The sequence below is a fragment of the Amycolatopsis sp. NPDC039088 genome, from assembly GCF_055598845.1.
In genome coordinates, this window is sequence record NZ_JBVKAE010000013.1 from 115,893 (window position 1) to 133,034 (window position 17,142).

The following is a 17,142-nucleotide window of genomic DNA, read 5'->3' on the forward strand; positions in this document are numbered from 1 at the left end:
CATCCGGGGGTAATCCTTCCAGGTAGCCGAGGAGAAGGAGTTCGTGGTGGCGAAGACTCAGGGTGGTGCCCCGGTCGCCGAGGCGGAGATCGAGCGGAAGTACGACTTGGCGGCCGATCGGCCCATCCCGCCGCTGGTCCCGGCCGGTCCCGTCACGAACCAGGCCGAACCGAGGGTGGACGTCCTCGACGCCACGTACTTCGACACCGCAGACTTCCGGCTCGCGCAGGCGGGCATCACGCTGCGGCGCAGGCTGGGCGGAAGCGATGAGGGCTGGCACCTCAAACTCCCGGTCAGCGAGGACAGGCGCGAGGAACTGCGTGTCCCGCTGTCGGGTAAGCCGGACAAGGTGCCCGGCGCACTGGCGAAACTGGTGCGCGGGCACACCCTCGGCGCCAAACTCGTCCAGGCCGCTCATCTGCGCACCGAGCGCACGTCGTACGCCTTGCTCGACGCGGACGGTCGCGAACTCGCGACACTGACCGACGACGTCGTCACCGGCGAGGCCGGTGGCGAGAAGGCGCACCTCGACCGCTGGCGGGAGATAGAGATCGAGCTTTCGCCCGGCGCCGACCCCGCGGTACTCGACAGTCTGGATCGGGCTGTCGTGAAGGCGGGTGCGGAGCGGTCGAGGTGGCCGTCTAAGCTCCGGCGACTGACTGACGAGCTCGTCCCGTCGGCGGCGGGAGCGTCCGGTTCGGTGCTGGCGGACTACCTCTCCGAACAACTGGACGCGTTGCGCCGCAACGACATCGGGGTTCGCCGGGACGTCGAGGACGCGGTCCATCAGATGCGGGTCGCGAGCAGGCGGCTGCGGAGCGCGCTGCGGACGTTCCGGCGTTCCCTCGATGCCGACGTCGCGAACGGGCTCGCCGCCGAACTGCGCTGGCTCGGTGGAGAACTCGGGCCGGCGCGGGACACCGAGGTGATGGCCGAACGCCTGCACGACGAGGTCAAGGCGCTCCCTCCGGAACTGGTCCTCGGCAACGTCGAGCAGCTGATGACGCGGCACTTCGGGCGCGAAGCCCAAGAGGCGCAGGCGCGCGCCATCCGGGCGCTCGACAGCAAGCGGTACCTAGATCTGTTGCGAGCACTGGAGAAGCTCGCCGCGAAGCCGCGAAAGATCAAGGATGGCAAGAAAGAACTCCGTAAGGCAGTGGCGCGTACGGACCGGAAGCTGCGCAAGGCCGTCGCGGCGGCCGTCGAGCTGGAGCCCGGTGCGGAGCAGGACGCCGCGTTGCACGAGGTGCGCAAGAAGGCCAAGCGTGCCCGGTACGCCGCGGACACGGTGCGGCCGGTGAGTGGCAAGAAACTTCGAAAATGGCGGAAGAACGTCAAGGCGGTGCAGAGCACGCTGGGTACGCATCATGACGTGGTGGTCACCCGGGACCTCCTGCGACTGCTCGGACTCCGCGCCTACGCCGAAAGTGAAAACGCTTTCACGTACGGTCTCCTGTATGGCCGTTCGCTGGCCACGGCCGAAGCCGCGCACCGCCGTTTCGCCGGGGAATGGCAAGAGGTACGTAAAGGTTCTCGCCCGAAATGGCTCAAATGAGCTAGCCCTCCTTGACCTCGCGCCGCCGCCGAGTACCGTCGATGGCACTTGGTGGTCTGGAGAGAGGCGCCCCCAATGTTGCCTGGCAAGCGTGTTCCCGGCGACCCGCCTCCCTTGGCCGTGACCAGCAGCCGCCGTCCGGACGGCGTCCTCGTCCTCACCGCGGTGGGGGAGATCGACGCGGCCACGGTCGGCCGGTTCCGCACCGAGCTCAGCGGTGCGTGCGTCTCGGCGAAGCGGGTGATCCTCGACCTGTCCGGCGTTGGCTTCCTCAGTTGTGCCGGATTGCACGCGCTCGAAGAGGCCAATGCCGTGTCGTCCCGGTTCTCGGTGATCGTGAAGACCACGCTGGTGTCGCGCATCTTGGACATCAGCGGGGTCGGCGCCGACCTCGACGTCCGCCGAGATGTCGAAGAAGTCCTGAACTAGTCTCGTTCACCCGTTCGACGCAGTGGATGTTGAGCTCTCCCCCTACCGGGGTACCTATCCCGGGAAAGGGGTTGATCGTATGAACGCCACCACTGGCCCGGTGGTCGGGGCGCGGCCGAAGACCCACCCCGAAGCCGGGCTGATCCTGCTGGCCGGCCTCTACCTGATCGTGGCGCCTTGGATCATGGGTTTCGGCGGGGCCGCGGATCTCGCGGTCAGCAACACGGTCGCCGGACTCGCCTTGGCGCTGCTCGCCGCCGGTCGCACGCTGTCTTCGACGAGGTTCCAGCCGTTGTCGTGGGTGCTTCCGGTACTCGGATTGTGGGCGGCGATCTCGCCGTTCGCGATCCCGACGTCCGACGAGCAGGTCACGCCGCCGACGACATCAGGGATCGTGGGCAACATCGTCGCGGGCGCGCTGGTCGTCGTCGCGGGGATCGTGATGATCGCCCGTGACCGCCGGTCCGCCTGACCGCCGGTTTACTTGACCGACGAGGTGCTCAGCCGTCGAGTTCGACCTCGTCGGCTGAGACGTCCGGCAGCAGGCCACGCCAGCGTGGGTTGCGCAGGCAGCCCGCGTCCGTCCAGCCGCCGAAGACGACCTCGCCGACGATGGTCGGCCGCGACCAGCGCGCGTCCCGTGCCTGTTTGTCCGGTACGGAGCGGAACGGGGACGTCTTGCGCTCCAGGCGGAACAACCGCCGTGAAAGCTCTTCCAGTTCGTCGCCCGCGAATCCGACGCCGACGTTTCCGATGTACCGCAAGCCGTCTTCGTGCGGGACGCCGAGCAGCAACGAACTGAAGGTGCCCGCGCGGCTGCCGCCACCGGGCCGCCACCCGCCCAGCACCACCTGCTGGACTCTCGTGCCGGTGATGGAAAGCCAGTCCCCGGTACGCCTTCCCGGGTGATACGCGGAGCCGGCGCGTTTCGCGATGATCCCGGCGAGGCCGTGTTCGCGGGCGGCCCGTGCGACCGCGCCGCCGTCTCCGAGGTAGTGCCGGGGGACCTGCCAATGCGGTCCGGCGAGGCCGAGCCCGTCGAGGAGATCCCGCCGCTCGACGTAGGGCGATTCGAGGCAGGAACGGCCGTCCAGATGCAGGAGGTCGGCCACCAGGTAGAACGCCGGATACCGGGAGGTGAGCCGTTTCGCGGAAGCCTTCGTGGCACGCGCCCGGTGCCCGAGCCCTTCCGCACTCGGCTTCCCGCCGTCGAAGACGACGATTTCCCCGTCGAGAAAGGCTTCCGTGGCACCGAGTTGCTCACCGAGCCCGCGCAACTCGGGGTACAGGCCGGTCACGTCGTCGCCCGAATCGTCGTAGGCGGTGATCCGGCCACCGGACACCCGGATCAAGGTGCGTCGCCCGGACCAGTCGAATTCATAGGCCCATTCCGCGTCTTCGCCGGTCGAGGGGAGACGTCCGGGCTTGGTCAGCATGGGGGCGAGGAAGGGGGGAAGTTCCGTCCGGCCGGGATCGGCCGGGTCGAGCCGTTTGAGCAGCCAGCCGCGATCGTTCCCGTCCTTCTTCACATTGAGGAAGAGGTATTTCCCGCGCGCCCGCGTCCCGTGGAAGACGACCTCGACCTTGTGGTCGTTGAAGTGCAGTGTTTCGTACCGGCCGGTGTCCCAGATGGTCATGCGGCCGCCGCCGTATTCGCCGGCGGGGATCTCGCCCTCGAAGGTGAGGTATTCCATCGGGTGGTCCTCGGTGTGCACCGCCAGCCGTTCGAGATCAGGCGACATCGGCAGGCCTTTAGGCACCGCCCAGGAGACCAGCACCCCGTCCCGTTCCAGACGGACATCCCAGTGCAGGCTGCTCGCGTGGTGTTCCTGGATGACGAAGAGATCGTCGGACCCGGTTGCCCCATCGCGATCCGGAATGGGTTCGGGAGTCCGTCCCGGTTTGCGCTTACGGCGATATTCGCCGAGTTTCTCCGCCATGGTCGGCCAGCGCACCCCTCTCCGGATCCCGGTCACGCAAGCCTAGCGCCGTTCACCGCCCTTACGTGTGGTGAAGGCCCCTTTTCCCACTGTGAGAGTAGGGAAAGGGGCCTTCACGAAGGGCGGATCAGTCGGTTTCGGCCAACGCCTCGGCGAACTGGGCGGCGTAGAGCCGGGAGTACGCACCGCCGGTGAGCAGCAGTGTTTCGTGGTCGCCCTGTTCGACGATCGAGCCGTTCTCCATCACCAGGATGACGTCCGCGTCGCGGATGGTGGAGAGCCGGTGCGCGATGACGAAACTCGTCCGACCCTCGCGCAGCGAATTCATCGCCCGCTGGATCAGCACCTCGGTCCGGGTGTCGACCGAACTGGTGGCCTCGTCGAGGATGAGGATCGCGGGCTTCGCCAGGAACGCCCGCGCGACGGTGATCAGCTGTTTCTCGCCGGCGCTGACCGTGCCGCCCTCGTCGTCGATGACCGTGTCGTAGCCGTCGGGCAGGGTGCGGACGAACCGGTCGACGTGGGTCGCCTTGGCCGCCGCGACGATCTCCTCGTGCGTGGCGCCCGCGGAACCGTAGGCGATGTTCTCCGCGATCGTGCCGCCGAACAGCCACGCGTCCTGCAGCACCATGCCGGTCTTGGACCGCAGGTCCTCGCGGTCCATCGCGGCGATGTCGACGCCGTCGAGGGTGATCCGGCCGCCGTCGAGTTCGTAGAACCGCATGAGCAGGTTGACCAGCGTGGTCTTCCCGGCCCCGGTCGGTCCGACGATGGCGACGGTGTGTCCCGGATCGACGGTGAGCGACAGGTCTTCGATGAGCGGAGTGTCCGGCGCGTACCGGAACGACACGTGCTCGAATTCGACCTGGCCACGTACCGCCGGCACCCGCGCGGGTTCGGCGGGCTCGGGCTCTTGCTCGTCCGCGTCGAGCAACGCGAAGACCCGCTCCGCGGACGCGAGCCCGGACTGCAGCAGGTTCGCCATGCTGGCGATCTGCGTGACCGGCTGGCTGAACTGCCGCGAGTACTGGATGAACGCCTGGACGTCGCCGAGCGACAGCGTCCCGGACGCCACCCGCAGCGCCCCGATCACGGCCACCAGCACATAGCTCAGGTTGCCGATGAACATCATCGCGGGCTGGATGGTGCCCGAGATGAACTGCGCCTTGAAGCTCGCGCCGTAGAGGGTGTCGTTGTGCTCGCGGAAGACCTCTTGTGCCTCCTCACGGCGGCCGAACACCTTGACCAGCGAGTGCCCGGTGTACATCTCCTCGATATGCGCGTTGAGCCGCCCGGTGGTGGACCACTGCTTGATGAACTGTGGCTGCGCCCTCTTGCCGATCTTCGCCGCGACCAGCACCGAAGCCGGGACCGAAAGCAGCGCGACCAGCGCCAGCAGCGGCGAGATGACGAACATCATCGTGAGCACGCCGACGACCGTCAGCAGTGACGTCACGATCTGCGCGAGGGTCTGCTGCAGCGACTGCGCGAGGTTGTCGATGTCGTTGGTCGCCCGGCTCAGCACCTCACCGCGTGGCTGGCGGTCGAAGTAGCTCAGCGGGAGTTTGGCGAACTTCTCCTCGATCTTCTCCCGGAGTTCGAACACCGCCCGCTGCACCAGGTTCGTGGTCAGCCGGGCCTGCAGCAGCGCGAAGAACGACGCCACGATGTAGAGCAGCAGCACCCACATCAGGACCTGGCCGACGGCGTCGAAGTCGATCCGCTGACCCGGTACGAAGTCGATCGCCGAGAACATGTCGGCGAGGGTGTTGTCGCCCTTCGCCCGCAGCCCGGCGATGACCTCTTCCTTGCTGACGCCCTTGGGCAGGTCCTGCGCGACGACGCCCGCGAAGATCAGGTCCGTCGCCATGCCGAGGATCTTCGGGCCGATGACGCTCAGCGTCACGCTGGCGACACCGGCGGCCAGGATGCCGTAGAGCACGGCGCGCTGCGGCTGCAGCAGGCGCAGCAGGCGTTTCAGCGATCCCTTGAAGTCCAAGGCCTTTTCGGCCGGACCGCCCATGAGGGCGGCGGGCCCACGGCTGAAGACGGCTCCACCTCCGCCCGCTCCTGGCCCGCGGGGCGCGCTCGCTCTCTCGCCCACGCCTTTCGCCGGAGTGGCCGAGGCGCCTGAACTGCCTGAAGTGTCCGTTGTGGACTCGGGCGTGCTCATCAGGCGGCCTCCTGTTCGGTCAGCTGGGACAGCACGATTTCCCGGTAGGTCTCGTTACCGTCCATGAGTTCGGTGTGCGTTCCGCTACCGACGACCCGGCCCTCGTCGAGCACGATGATGCGGTCTGCGTTGCGGATCGTGCTGACCCGCTGCGCGACGATCACCACGGTCGCCTCGGCGGTCTCGGCCACCAGCGCCCGCCGCAGCGCGGCGTCGGTCGCGTAGTCGAGCGCGGAGAAGGAATCGTCGAAGAGGTAGATCTCGGGGCGGCGCACCAGCATGCGCGCGATCGCGAGCCGCTGCCGCTGACCGCCGGAGACGTTGGTGCCGCCCTGCGCGATGGGGGAGTCGAGGCCCTGGGGCATCCGCTCGACGAACTCCTTGCCCTGCGCCACCTCCAGCGCGTGCCACAGTTCCTCGTCGGTGGCGTCGGCCTTGCCGTAGCGGAGGTTGCTCGCGACCGTCCCGGCGAACAGGTACGGCTTCTGCGGCACCAGCCCGACGGCGTCGGACAGCACGGTCGGATCCAGTTCGCGGACGTCGACGCCGTCGACCCGCACGGAGCCGTCGGTGGCGTCCATCAGCCGCGGGATCAGGTTGAGCAGCGTGGTCTTCCCGCTGCCCGTGCTGCCGATGATCGCGGTGGTCTCACCGGGCATGGCGAGCAGCGAGATCTCCTGCAGGACCGGCTTTTCCGCTCCCGGGTATCGGAATTCCACATCGGACAATTCGAGCCGCCCGTGCACCTCGCCCGGGCTGATCGGGTTCAGCGGCAGGACGACACTGGAGTGGGTGTCGAGCACCTCGGTGATGCGCTCGGCACTGACCTCGGCGCGCGGCACCATCATGAACATGAAGGTGGCCATCATGACCGCCATCAGGATCTGCATCAGGTAGGACAGGAACGCGGTCAGCGCGCCGATCTGCATGCTGCCGTCGTCGATGCGCAGCCCGCCGAACCACAGCACGGCGACGCTGGAGGTGTTCATCACGAGCATGACGATGGGGAACATCAGGGCCATGAGCCTGCCGACGATCAGCGAGACGTCCAGCAGCGCCGTGTTGGCCTCGGTGAACCGCCGCCGCTCGTGGGTGTCCTTGACGAAGGCCCTGATCACGCGGATGCCCATGATCTGCTCGCGCAGGATCTGGTTGATCTTGTCGATCCGCTCCTGCATCAGCCGGAAGGCCGGGCGCATCCTCGCGATGATCACGCCGACCGAGAGACCCAGGATCGGGACCACGACCACCAGCAGCCACGACAGCGTCACGTCCTGGTTCAGTGCCATGACGATGCCCCCGACGCACATGATCGGCGCCGACACCATCAAAGTGAACGACATCAACGTCAGCATCTGCACCTGCTGGACGTCGTTGGTGGTGCGGGTGATCAGCGACGGTGTGCCGAACTGGCCGACTTCGCGGGCGGAGAAGTCCTGTACGCGGTGGAAGATGGCGGCGCGGACGTCGCGACCGACCGCCATCGCGGTGCGGGCGCCGAAGTAGACGGCGCCGATCGAGCACGAGATCTGCACCAGCGACACCAGCAGCATCACGCCGCCGACGCCGAGGATGTAGTCGATGTCGCCCTTGACCACGCCGTCGTCGATGATGTCGGCGTTCAGCGTCGGCAGGTAGAGCCCGGCGAGGGTCTGGACGAACTGCAGCAGCACGATCAGCCACAGGTCTCGCCGGTATGGGCGCAGGTGAGTGCGCAACAGCTTCGTCAGCACAACGGTTACTCCCCCAGTGGTGGGTAGGGTGTTACTTCTTGTTCGGTTTCTTCACCGGTTCGCGTCCGGTGAGCGAGGGGACACCGGACGAGGCCTCGCGCAGGAGGGTCTCGACCGTGTCCAGGAACGGCTCGGCGCCCTCGTTCACCAGCCAGTCGAAGAACGCGGTCTTCACCGCGGACTCCACGATCGCCGCCATGAGCCGCGCGTTCAACGCGTTTTCCCGTCCGGCGCCCGCCCGTTCGAGGATCGCCTCGGCCAGCACCTGCTCGACGGTGGCGTGTGCCTTGAGGAACTCGCCGTGCATCGACGGGTGCTGCATCATCGACCGCGCGACCTTCACCGTGCCGCGGTCCGGTTCCCCCGAGCTGCCGTAGGCCTCCAGCGTCGCGGCGCTGACGGCCTCCCACAGTGTCTCCTCGGCGGGCCGCTCGCGCAGCGCCTCCCGCACGCGTTCCTGCCGTTCGACGATGAACGAGCAGATCGCCTCCTCCTTGCTGGAGAAGTAGTTGTTGAACGTGCGCGGCGAAACCCCCACGGCGCTGGCGATGTCCTCGACGCGGACCTGTTCGACGCCCTTCTCCGCCGCGAGTTTCAGCGCGGCTTCGCTCATGGCGCGCCGTGCCGCGCGCTTCTTGCGTTCGCGTAGTCCGAGTGGAGCGGCCGGGTCGGTGGTCACGGCGGCAAGGGTAGAGAAAAGTTGCGTGTCACGCAAATTTATGCGCACTCCGCACTTTTCGGACACGACACGACGCGGGCAACGGACAAATTGAGCCGAATGGCCTAGCGTGCACCGCTCACCAGCCGCAACGCTTTCGTTATCACGTCACTGCCAGCGGTTGAACGGAAACCGGTTGTGGACACCGATAGTTCCGTCTGCTTGCATGTCGGACGTTGTCACTGGGGAGTGCAACACGGGTCCGGGTACGCGAAGAGAAAGAAGTGGAAGCACATGGTGACGCGGGCTCGAGGCTTGCTTGACCGCTCACGGGTTCTTCTGGACCGCTCCCGGGTCGCCGCGGCGCAGTTCCTCGCCGCACCGCCCCGGCACGCCCCGGCGGCGCCGCCCGCCGAACCGGCGGCGGAACAGCGGCCTGCCGTGGAGGCGCCGGACGCCGGAGCACTCGCGGGTGTCTGTTCCAACGTCGCGTTGCGCGACCTCAACCTGCTCGACCAGTTGCTCGCGCAGCTGGAGACGATGGAGGCGGGGGAGGAGAACTCCGACCGTCTCGCCGAGCTCTACCGGCTCGACCACCTGGCGACCCGGTTGCGGCGCAACGCCGAGAACCTGCGCGTCCTCGCCGGCCGTGACGCCGACGACGCGGCGACCGGGACATCGTCCGTGCTCGACGTGATGCGGGCCGCGATGTCGTCGATCGACCACTACTCGCGGATCACGATCGGCCGCGTCGTCCCGCTCGGCGTCGTCGGTTTCGCCGCCGAGGACGTCAGCCGGATCCTCGCGGAACTGTTCGACAACGCGGCGAACCAGTCGTCGCCGAGTTCACCGGTCAGCGTCAGCGCGCATCTCACCGAACAGGGAAGCGTGCTGATCCGCATCGAGGACGAGGGCATCGGCATGCCGCCGGAACGTCTCGCGGTGCTGAACGAACGCCTCGCCGCCGGTCCCGTCCTCGACGACGATTCGGTACGGCATATGGGACTCGCCGTCGTCGGCAGGCTCGCCGACCGGCACGAGATCACCGTCAAGCTCGATCGCCGCACCCCGCACGGCACGGTCGCGACCGTGCTGCTGCCGGTCCCGGTGGTGTCGGAGCTGGCCGAGACGCAGTGGTCCGGCACGCAGACCGTGGTGTTGCCGCAGACGAAGATCGCCAACGGAGCACCTTTGGGCAGCCCGGTCGCGACGCCGTCGGCGCTGCCGAGGCGCCGCCCGGCGCCGTCGGCGGAACCGGAGCAGAAGCCCAGCCCGCGTCCGCGTACGGCCGTCCCGCCGCCCGCCGACGGCGGTACCACGCCCAGTGGCCTGCCGCGCCGGGTTTCCCGCAGTATCAGGACTTTGCCCGACGAACCGGCCCCGCCGACCACCCCGCCCGCCGACGCGGCGGACGGGCACGAGGCGCTGCTGGCCGACCTCGACGCCTTCACCGACGGCGAGCGCGCCGCTCTCGATGACCGGCGCGAGCGTGAGACCGGAGGAAACACCCAGTGACCGCCCAGGACGCGACCACGGATTTCACGTGGCTGCTCGACGATTTCGTGCGCAAGGTGCACGGCGCCAGCCACGCGCTGATCATGTCCGTCGACGGTTTCCCTTTGACCGCGTCGGAATCGGTGTCGAGCGACGACGCCGAGCAGCTCGCCGCCATCGCGAGCGGCCTGCTCAGCCTCGCGGGCAACAGCGCTTCGTTGTTCGGCAAGGGAAACTGCGAGCAGATCATCATCCGGCTCACCCGCGGCTACTTCCTGTTCATGGGAATCGGTGCCGAGGCGGGACTGGCCGTGCTCACCGAACCCGACTGCGACATGAAGGTCGTCGCCTACGAGATGACCCAGTTCATCACCAACGCCGGTCACGCCCTCACCCCCGAGGTGCGTGCGGGACTCCGGCAGGTCCTGACCGCCCGACGGCCGCAGGCCTGAGAATCCGGAGAAGGAAGGGATGACCGTGTCCAGCGACCAAGCTCCGGACCGGCCCGTCAAGATGCGCAGCCGCAGAATCCGGCCGTACGCGCTGACCGGCGGCCGGACCAAGAGCAGTCACCTGCTGCTGGTGGAGACCCTGATCTCGGTGCCGCGCTACGACCCGGCGCTGGCCGAGGCGCTGATGCCCGAATCGCGTTCGCTGTACGAGCGCGCCCGCGATCGCTCGTCGATCGCCGAACTGTCGGTGGGGCTCGACCTGCCCCTGGGCGTGGTCCGTGTCCTCATCGGCGACCTCGCCACCCAGGGCGCGGTCTTCGTGCATCCGACGGCACACGCCTACAACCACGATACGAACGTGCTCGAGAGGATCCTCGATGGACTCAAGCGCCTCCCGGTCTGACGCCGATCTGCTGGCGATTTCCGCCAAGATCGTGGTCGCCGGTGGATTCGGCGTGGGCAAGACGACGTTCGTCGGCTCGGTTTCCGAGGTCCCGCCGCTGAGCAACGAGGCCTGGATGACCGAGGCCGGCGCCGGCGTCGACGAGCTGGTGCCCCCGGGAACCAAGTCCACCACCACGGTCGCGATGGACTTCGGCCGGATCACGCTGCGGGAAGACCTGCTCCTGTATCTGTTCGGCACGCCCGGTCAGGCCCGGTTCTGGTTCCTCTGGGACGACTTGTCGCGCGGTGCGCTCGGCGCCGTGGTGCTGGTCGACACGAGCCGCATCGACCAGTCGTTCGCCGCGATCAACTACTTCGAGAACGACTCCGAACTGCCGTTCATCGTCGCGGTCAACCAGTTCGAGGGAATGCCCGTGCACGACCTTGACGAGGTCCGCGACGCGCTCGCGCTGTCCCCGGACATCCCGCTGGTCACCTGCGACGCGCGCGATCCGAAGTCGGCGGTCGCGACGCTGCAGGAGCTGGTGTCGCACACGTTGTCCCTCGCCGTGGTCTCCGGGCCCGGTCGTGAATTCGTCGGTTCAGTGGGCTGATTCTCTTACTGGAGGAATGTCGAGGATGCGCAAGGTTCTGATCGTCGGTGCCGGGCAGTCGGGGCTGCAGCTGGCACTGAGCCTGCTGGCCCACGACTACGACGTCACGGTGATGTCGGCGCGGACGCCGGACGAGATCCGGTCCGGCAAGGTGATGTCGACCCAGTGCATGTTCCACTCCGCCCTGCAGCACGAGCGCGACCACAAGCTGAACTTGTGGGAGGACGAGACGGTCCGGGTCGAAGGCCTCGGCGTGTCGATCGCCGGCCCCGACTCCAGCCGGGTGCTGGACTGGTTCGGGCCGCTGGAGCACTACGCGCAGTCGGTGGACCAGCGGGTGAAGATGGCGGGCTGGCTCGAACTGGTCGAGGAGCGCGGCGGAAAAGTCGTCATCCACGGCGTCACCACCTCGGACCTGGCGCCGCTGGCGAAGCTGTACGACCTCGTGGTGATCGCCGCGGGCAAGGGCGAGCTGGTCCAGCTGTTCGATCGCGTCCCGGAGCGTTCCCCCTACACCGAACCGCAGCGTGCGCTCTCGCTGGCTTACGTACACGGTCTCGAGCCCCGGCCGGAACACCCGGACAAGGCCGCCGTGCGGTTCAACATCATCCCCGGGGTCGGCGAGCTGTTCATGATCCCGGCGTACACGCTGAGCGGGAACTGCGACATCCTGTTCTTCGAGGGCGTCCCCGGCGGGCCGCTGGACTGCTGGAACGACCGGCCGTCGCCGCAGCAGCACCTCGACCGGATCCTGTCGCTGATGAAGCAGTTCCTCCCGTGGGAGTACGAGCGGTCCAAGAACGCCGTGCTGACCGACGAGAAGGCGACGCTGGCCGGTGGCTACACCCCGGTCGTGCGGAACGCGGTCGGCAGGCTGGACTCGGGCACGGTGGTGCTGGGCATGGCCGACGTCGTGGTCGCCAACGACCCGATCACCGGGCAGGGTTCCAACAACGCGAGCCACTGCGCGGCGTCCTATCTGGACTCTATCCTCGAGCGCGGGGACAAGCCGTTCGACGCCGAGTGGATGACGGCGGCGTTCGAGAAGTACTGGGAGTACGCCCAGCACGTGACCATCTGGACCAACGCGATGCTGCAGCCACCGCCCCCGCACGTGCTGCAGATCATCGGCGCGGCGGGGGAGAACCCCGCCGTGGCGAAGCGGTTCGCGAACGGATTCTCCGATCCCACCGACTTCCAGCACTGGTTCCTCGACCCGGCAAAGGCGGAGAAGTACCTGGCCGAAGCGTGATTTCCGGACCGCGACCGTCCCGCGATCGGGTTCACGGGACTGTCGCGGTCCGACGTTTCGGGCTACCGTTGTTACCGAGCGTGAGTACGGTCGGTAACGGCGGTGGAGGTGCGGCGCGATGCGTTCGATGTGGAAGGGCTCGGTGTCGTTCGGGCTGGTGAGCATCCCGATCCAGCTTTACGCGGCCACCGAGAACAAGAACGTCTCGCTGCGCCAGGTGCACGAGTCCGACGGTGGCCGGATCCAGTACAAGCGGTTCTGCACGATCGACGGTGAGGAAGTGCCCTACGCCGAGATCGCCAAGGGTTACGAACTGCCCGACGGCGAGATGGTCGTGCTCACCGACGAGGACATGGCCGAGCTGCCACTGGCGTCGTCACGGGCGATCGACGTGCTCGAGTTCGTGCCGCTGGAGTCCATCGACCCGATCAACTTCGACAAGACCTATTACCTCGAGCCGCAGAAGAACGCGGTCAAACCGTACGTCGTCCTGCGTGACGCGCTGCAGAAGGCGAGTCACGTCGCGATCGCGAAGGTCGCCATCCGGCAGCGGGAGGCCTTGGCGGTACTGCGGGTGCACAACGACGTCCTGATGATGACGACGATGCTGTGGCCCGACGAGGTCCGCGTCCCGGACTTCGGTTTCCTGCACGATGATCCGCCGCAGGTACGGCCGCAGGAACTGACGATGGCCGGATCGCTGATCGACTCGCTTTCGGAGCCGGTGTTCGAGCCCGAGAAGTACACCGACTCCTACCGTGAGGCGCTGGAGGCCATGATCGAGGCCAAGGCCGCGGGGAGTGAGACGACGAAACCGAAGGCCGTCAGCGCGAAGGGTGACGTCGTCGACCTCATGGAGGCCCTGCAGGCGAGCGTGAGCGAGGCGAAGAAGAGCCGGAAGTCGTCGGGGTCGTCCGCGAAGAAGGCCACCGCGGCGAAGAAACCTGCCACGGGCAAGCGAACCCCGAAGAGCGCCTGACCTTCCTTTGTGGACAGTGTGGCCGGACTCACCAGGCCGGGTCTCGCGACACGCCGCGCGTATGCCAGGATCTGTCGTCCCTCGGTGGTAGTAAGGCAATCGAGGAGAACTTTTCCGAAGCGATCTTGAATCCGATCGCGGGAGGCGGCATGAGCATGGAGTGCGCGTTCTGCGCCGACGGTCTCGACCACTGCCACGGAACCCTCGTGGTCCACCGTGAAGGTGGGTTCACCGAATGCAGTGAGGACGGCTGCGTCGACTTCGACTTCGCCCGGCACACACTGACGATCGAGTGCTTCGACGTCGACGGTGGCTGCACGTGCGCGGAGGTCGAGGCCCGGCTGCTGTTGCGGGCTTCCTGACCGGCGGCGAATACACCAGTCCGGCCCGATCGGGGCGATCAGGACCGATTGCCACCCGAAGGTGTATGCATTCGTGTACATCTTGGCCGTGAATGTGTTAACTATGACGGGGTCCTCCGGCTCTCCCTCCCCCTCGGAGCCGGGGGACCCCTTCATGTCACGGTGCTTCCTTCGCGGTGTCGTGGATCGAAGCGCCGTCGCACGCGCACACCGCTTCCCAGACGCCGTCCCCGTCCGCGTAATCGGTCGCGGGAAGTGTCCCCAGTGGACCGAGGACGTCGTCGCCCGCTCCGGCCGCCGCGGCGGCCCGCAGGAGTTCGTCGCGTCCGCACGGGTATTTCGCCGCCGTCAAGTAGGGGCGGGGGTCCGTTCCGGGCATCGGCTCTCCCTCCTTCTCCTCGTCCTGGGTGGTTACCCGATGGACGGGGAACGGAAACAGAACGGGCACCCGGCGTGAGGGGTACGCCGGGTGCCCGTCCTCTTTCAGCGCTGGTACCGGGGGCTCAGTACCAGATTCGATTCGGTGCTCAGTACCAGTGGGCGCGACCGCCGATGGCCTTCCCGGTGTTGCCGAGGACGGCCAGGATGATGCCGATGACCGCGAGCGCGATCCCGATCGAGTACAGAACGGGGATGCTGGCGATGACACCGATGACAATCAGGATGACGCCGAGAATGATCACGGGGCACCTTCTCCTTCGTAGTCGCCCGGCCGAGTTGATGCCGGGGTGTGGCTACTTAGGGAATGCCCGGTCCACGGCCGGGGAAACAGGTCCATCCGGCGGCAGTTTTCACGCATTCGGCCTAGTGCCCTCGCTCTCGTGAGTGGTAATAACGGTTCTAACCAAGGGTGTTTGGGTACCTACGGTGGGTGAGCCGGGAAGCGGCCGGTCCGTGAAGGACTCCTTGAGGGACCCAGAGTCCCTCAAAGTTCCCCTCGCTCGTCCTGGACGCCATCACAAGCCTCAGTAGCACCATCAGTCACAACGGCGGCGCGTGAAGGCCCCCTTTACGCGGCTCAGCCGAGGGAACTCTTCACACCTTCGCGAGTACATGAAGGCCCCCTTCACTGCGCTAGGCGCAAGGAAGGGGGCCATCATGTACTTCACGCGAGCAAAGCCGCAGGCCACGCGTAGGGCCCTAGGAGACGGTTCTATTTGAGAGGTAAGGCAAACGTGTCGCGCCCGCGGTCGGTTCAGCGACCCGGCGTGACACCGGGCCGAGACATCGACTGTGTGGATCTTGGTGCGTCAGATGACCAGACATCCACACAGTCCGGCGTCGCCGGCCAGGTAGCGAAGGCCTCCTTCGCTACCTTCAGGGTAGGCAAGGGGCCCTTCACGGCAGCGAGCCGATCACGCCACCTTTGACTTACCGCCCTCTGACCGTCATCGCCACTCACGAGACATGCCTCAGTACCGGTAGTGGTCCAGCTTGTACGGGCCTTCGACGTCCACGCCGATGTACTCGGCCTGGCGCTTGGTCAGCTTCGTCAGCCGGACACCCAGCGCGTCGAGGTGCAGGCGCGCCACCTTCTCGTCGAGGTGCTTCGGCAGCACGTGGACGTCGGTGGTGTATTCGCCCTGCTTCGAGTACAGCTCGATCTGCGCGATCGTCTGGTTGGTGAAGGAGTTCGACATCACGAAGCTCGGGTGGCCGGTCGCGTTCCCGAGGTTCATCAGCCTGCCCTCGGACAGCACGATGATCGAGTGCGCTTCGCGGTCGCCGGTGGCGGGGAAGACCCACTCGTGCACCTGCGGCTTGATCTCGATCTTCTGAATGCCCGGGATCTTCGCGAGGCCGGCCATGTCGATCTCGTTGTCGAAGTGCCCGACGTTCGCGACGATCGCGTTGTGCTTCATCTTGGCCATCTGGTCGGCCATGATGATGTCGAAGTTGCCGGTGGTGGTGATGAAGATGTCGCCGCGCTCGACGACGTCGTCGAGCTCCACGACGTCGAGGCCCTCCATCGCCGCCTGCAGCGCGCAGATCGGGTCGATCTCGGTGACGACCACGCGGGCGCCCTGACCCCGCAGCGATTCCACCGCGCCCTTGCCGACGTCGCCGTAGCCGCAGACGACGGCGACCTTCCCCGCGATCATCACGTCGGTGCCGCGGTTGAGACCGTCGATGAGTGAGTGCCGGATGCCGTACTTGTTGTCGAACTTCGACTTCGTCACGGAGTCGTTCACGTTCATCGCCGGGAACAGCAGCTCGCCTTCCTTGGCGAGCTTGTAGAGCCGCTTGACGCCGTTGGTGGTCTCCTCGGTGACCCCGCGGACCTCCTTGGCGATGCGGGTGAACCGGCCGGCGTCACGCGCGAGGCTCTCGCTCAGCGTGCGCAGCACGGAGTGGTATTCCTCCGGGTCGTCTTCGGTCGGCTGCGGGACGGCACCGGCGGCCTCGAACTCGACGCCCTTGTGGATCAGCATGGTCGCGTCGCCACCGTCGTCGAGGATCATGTTCGGGACGCGGCCGCCGCCGAAGTCGAAGAGCTGGTCCGTGCACCACCAGTATTCGGCGAGCGTCTCGCCCTTCCACGCGAACACGGCCGAGCCCGAGGGAGCGTCGACGGTGCCGTTCGGGCCGACGACGACGGCCGCGGCCGCCTCGTCCTGCGTGGAGAAGATGTTGCAGGACACCCAGCGCACCTCGGCGCCCAGCGCGACGAGCGTTTCGATCAGCACGGCGGTCTGGACGGTCATGTGCAGGGAACCCGCGACACGCGCGCCCTTGAGCGGCTGCGAGGCGCCGAATTCGCGGCGCAGCGCCATCAAGCCGGGCATCTCGACCTCGGCGAGGCGCAACTGCTTACGGCCGGCCTCGGCGAGGGAAAGGTCGGCGACGGCGAATTCGATCCCGTTGACCTTGGTCAGGGTGGGGCTCACAGGTTCTCCAATCGTGAAGGAAGGCAGGGCGGAGCGGTTCTTCTCGCCGATGGCGGGAAGAACGGAGTCAGCGCGGGAGTTCAGCGTGCGGCCTCGAAGACGGCGACAGCCGGAAAAGTGTTACAACGCAAAAAGGACACCTCCGCAGTGGGAGGCGCCCTTACGTCAGTCACAGCGGGCCGAGCGTGGCGGAAGAATTCCGTCGCAGCGCCTCTCGGCCCGAAACCAG

17 protein-coding genes are annotated in these 17,142 nt (G+C 67.1%); 10 read left to right on the plus strand and 7 right to left on the minus strand.

Annotation, left to right across the window (positions count from 1 at the left end):
* Positions 1–46: 46 nt before the first annotated feature.
* From ACZ7KI_RS18695 to ACZ7KI_RS18705, 3 genes are all read left to right on the plus strand, one after another.
* Positions 47–1,555 carry a CYTH and CHAD domain-containing protein gene (locus ACZ7KI_RS18695; RefSeq protein ID WP_470274370.1) on the plus strand — a complete coding sequence of 503 codons (1,509 nt, stop codon included), beginning with the start codon at positions 47–49 and terminating at the stop codon, positions 1,553–1,555.
* A gap of 75 nt (positions 1,556–1,630) precedes the next feature.
* Entirely contained in the window at positions 1,631–1,984 is a 354-nt protein-coding gene (locus tag ACZ7KI_RS18700) for an STAS domain-containing protein (protein ID WP_470274371.1), read from the plus strand.
* Between the two features lie 79 nt (positions 1,985–2,063).
* Entirely contained in the window at positions 2,064–2,456 is a 393-nt protein-coding gene (locus ACZ7KI_RS18705) for an SPW repeat protein (RefSeq protein ID WP_470274372.1), read from the plus strand.
* 28 nt (positions 2,457–2,484) lie between these two features.
* Here ACZ7KI_RS18705 and ACZ7KI_RS18710 read toward each other — a convergent pair whose 3' ends face one another.
* The 4 genes from ACZ7KI_RS18710 to ACZ7KI_RS18725 all read right to left on the minus strand — a co-directional run bounded on the left by ACZ7KI_RS18710 (position 2,485) and on the right by ACZ7KI_RS18725 (position 8,509).
* Positions 2,485–3,939 carry a DNA polymerase ligase N-terminal domain-containing protein gene (locus ACZ7KI_RS18710; RefSeq protein WP_470274373.1) on the minus strand — a complete coding sequence of 485 codons (1,455 nt, stop codon included), beginning with the start codon at positions 3,937–3,939 and terminating at the stop codon, positions 2,485–2,487.
* Positions 3,940–4,051: 112 nt separating this feature from the next.
* On the minus strand, positions 4,052–6,097 hold the full coding sequence (locus ACZ7KI_RS18715) for an ABC transporter ATP-binding protein (protein WP_470274374.1): 2,046 nt from the start codon (positions 6,095–6,097) through the stop codon (positions 4,052–4,054).
* On the minus strand, positions 6,097–7,830 hold the full coding sequence (locus ACZ7KI_RS18720) for an ABC transporter ATP-binding protein (RefSeq protein WP_470274375.1): 1,734 nt from the start codon (positions 7,828–7,830) through the stop codon (positions 6,097–6,099). Before ACZ7KI_RS18720 ends, ACZ7KI_RS18715 begins: the two co-directional genes overlap by 1 nt.
* Before the next feature lie 31 nt (positions 7,831–7,861).
* A complete protein-coding gene (locus tag ACZ7KI_RS18725) occupies positions 7,862–8,509 on the minus strand; it encodes a TetR/AcrR family transcriptional regulator (RefSeq protein WP_470274376.1) in 648 nt (215 codons plus the stop codon).
* 273 nt (positions 8,510–8,782) lie between these two features.
* Between ACZ7KI_RS18725 and ACZ7KI_RS18730 the strand changes: the two genes are divergently transcribed.
* From ACZ7KI_RS18730 to ACZ7KI_RS18760, 7 genes are all read left to right on the plus strand, one after another.
* Entirely contained in the window at positions 8,783–10,003 is a 1,221-nt protein-coding gene (locus ACZ7KI_RS18730) for a sensor histidine kinase (RefSeq protein WP_470274377.1), read from the plus strand.
* Positions 10,000–10,434 (plus strand): roadblock/LC7 domain-containing protein, encoded by a 435-nt coding sequence (locus ACZ7KI_RS18735; RefSeq protein WP_465465010.1) that lies wholly within the window; start codon positions 10,000–10,002, stop codon positions 10,432–10,434. Before ACZ7KI_RS18730 ends, ACZ7KI_RS18735 begins: the two co-directional genes overlap by 4 nt.
* Positions 10,435–10,453: 19 nt before the next feature.
* Positions 10,454–10,837 (plus strand): DUF742 domain-containing protein, encoded by a 384-nt coding sequence (locus ACZ7KI_RS18740; RefSeq protein WP_044855021.1) that lies wholly within the window; start codon positions 10,454–10,456, stop codon positions 10,835–10,837.
* Positions 10,812–11,432 (plus strand): GTP-binding protein, encoded by a 621-nt coding sequence (locus ACZ7KI_RS18745; protein ID WP_470274378.1) that lies wholly within the window; start codon positions 10,812–10,814, stop codon positions 11,430–11,432. Before ACZ7KI_RS18740 ends, ACZ7KI_RS18745 begins: the two co-directional genes overlap by 26 nt.
* A 25-nt stretch (positions 11,433–11,457) precedes the next feature.
* Positions 11,458–12,684, plus strand: coding sequence for a styrene monooxygenase/indole monooxygenase family protein (locus ACZ7KI_RS18750; protein WP_470274379.1), 1,227 nt, complete (start codon positions 11,458–11,460; stop codon positions 12,682–12,684).
* Between the two features lie 118 nt (positions 12,685–12,802).
* The gene (ku, locus tag ACZ7KI_RS18755; protein WP_465503142.1) at positions 12,803–13,663 is read left to right on the plus strand and encodes a non-homologous end joining protein Ku; all 861 of its coding nucleotides are present in this window, start codon (positions 12,803–12,805) and stop codon (positions 13,661–13,663) included.
* 149 nt (positions 13,664–13,812) lie between these two features.
* Complete coding sequence (locus ACZ7KI_RS18760) at positions 13,813–14,025, plus strand: hypothetical protein (protein ID WP_470274380.1); 213 nt, start codon at positions 13,813–13,815, stop codon at positions 14,023–14,025.
* Positions 14,026–14,182: 157 nt separating this feature from the next.
* Here the strand turns inward: ACZ7KI_RS18760 and ACZ7KI_RS18765 are convergent, their stop codons facing one another.
* The 3 genes from ACZ7KI_RS18765 to ahcY all read right to left on the minus strand — a co-directional run bounded on the left by ACZ7KI_RS18765 (position 14,183) and on the right by ahcY (position 16,913).
* Entirely contained in the window at positions 14,183–14,404 is a 222-nt protein-coding gene (locus ACZ7KI_RS18765; RefSeq protein ID WP_470274381.1) for a DUF2795 domain-containing protein, read from the minus strand.
* 148 nt (positions 14,405–14,552) lie between these two features.
* Entirely contained in the window at positions 14,553–14,708 is a 156-nt protein-coding gene (locus tag ACZ7KI_RS18770; protein WP_005159014.1) for a DUF6131 family protein, read from the minus strand.
* Positions 14,709–15,437: 729 nt separating this feature from the next.
* A complete protein-coding gene (gene ahcY, locus ACZ7KI_RS18775) occupies positions 15,438–16,913 on the minus strand; it encodes an adenosylhomocysteinase (protein ID WP_470274382.1) in 1,476 nt (491 codons plus the stop codon).
* Positions 16,914–17,142 lie beyond the last annotated feature (229 nt).

Coding starts and splice junctions, on each gene's coding strand:
- ACZ7KI_RS18700 (WP_470274371.1), top strand. CDS start 1,631: ATGTTGCCTGGCAAGCGTGTTCCCGGCGACCCGCCTCCCTTGGCCGTG.
- ACZ7KI_RS18705 (WP_470274372.1), top strand. CDS start 2,064: ATGAACGCCACCACTGGCCCGGTGGTCGGGGCGCGGCCGAAGACCCAC.
- ACZ7KI_RS18715 (WP_470274374.1), bottom strand. CDS start 6,097: ATGAGCACGCCCGAGTCCACAACGGACACTTCAGGCAGTTCAGGCGCC.
- ACZ7KI_RS18730 (WP_470274377.1), top strand. CDS start 8,783: ATGGTGACGCGGGCTCGAGGCTTGCTTGACCGCTCACGGGTTCTTCTG.
- ACZ7KI_RS18740 (WP_044855021.1), top strand. CDS start 10,454: ATGACCGTGTCCAGCGACCAAGCTCCGGACCGGCCCGTCAAGATGCGC.
- ACZ7KI_RS18745 (WP_470274378.1), top strand. CDS start 10,812: ATGGACTCAAGCGCCTCCCGGTCTGACGCCGATCTGCTGGCGATTTCC.
- ACZ7KI_RS18750 (WP_470274379.1), top strand. CDS start 11,458: ATGCGCAAGGTTCTGATCGTCGGTGCCGGGCAGTCGGGGCTGCAGCTG.
- ku (WP_465503142.1), top strand. CDS start 12,803: ATGCGTTCGATGTGGAAGGGCTCGGTGTCGTTCGGGCTGGTGAGCATC.
- ACZ7KI_RS18760 (WP_470274380.1), top strand. CDS start 13,813: ATGAGCATGGAGTGCGCGTTCTGCGCCGACGGTCTCGACCACTGCCAC.
- ACZ7KI_RS18765 (WP_470274381.1), bottom strand. CDS start 14,404: ATGCCCGGAACGGACCCCCGCCCCTACTTGACGGCGGCGAAATACCCG.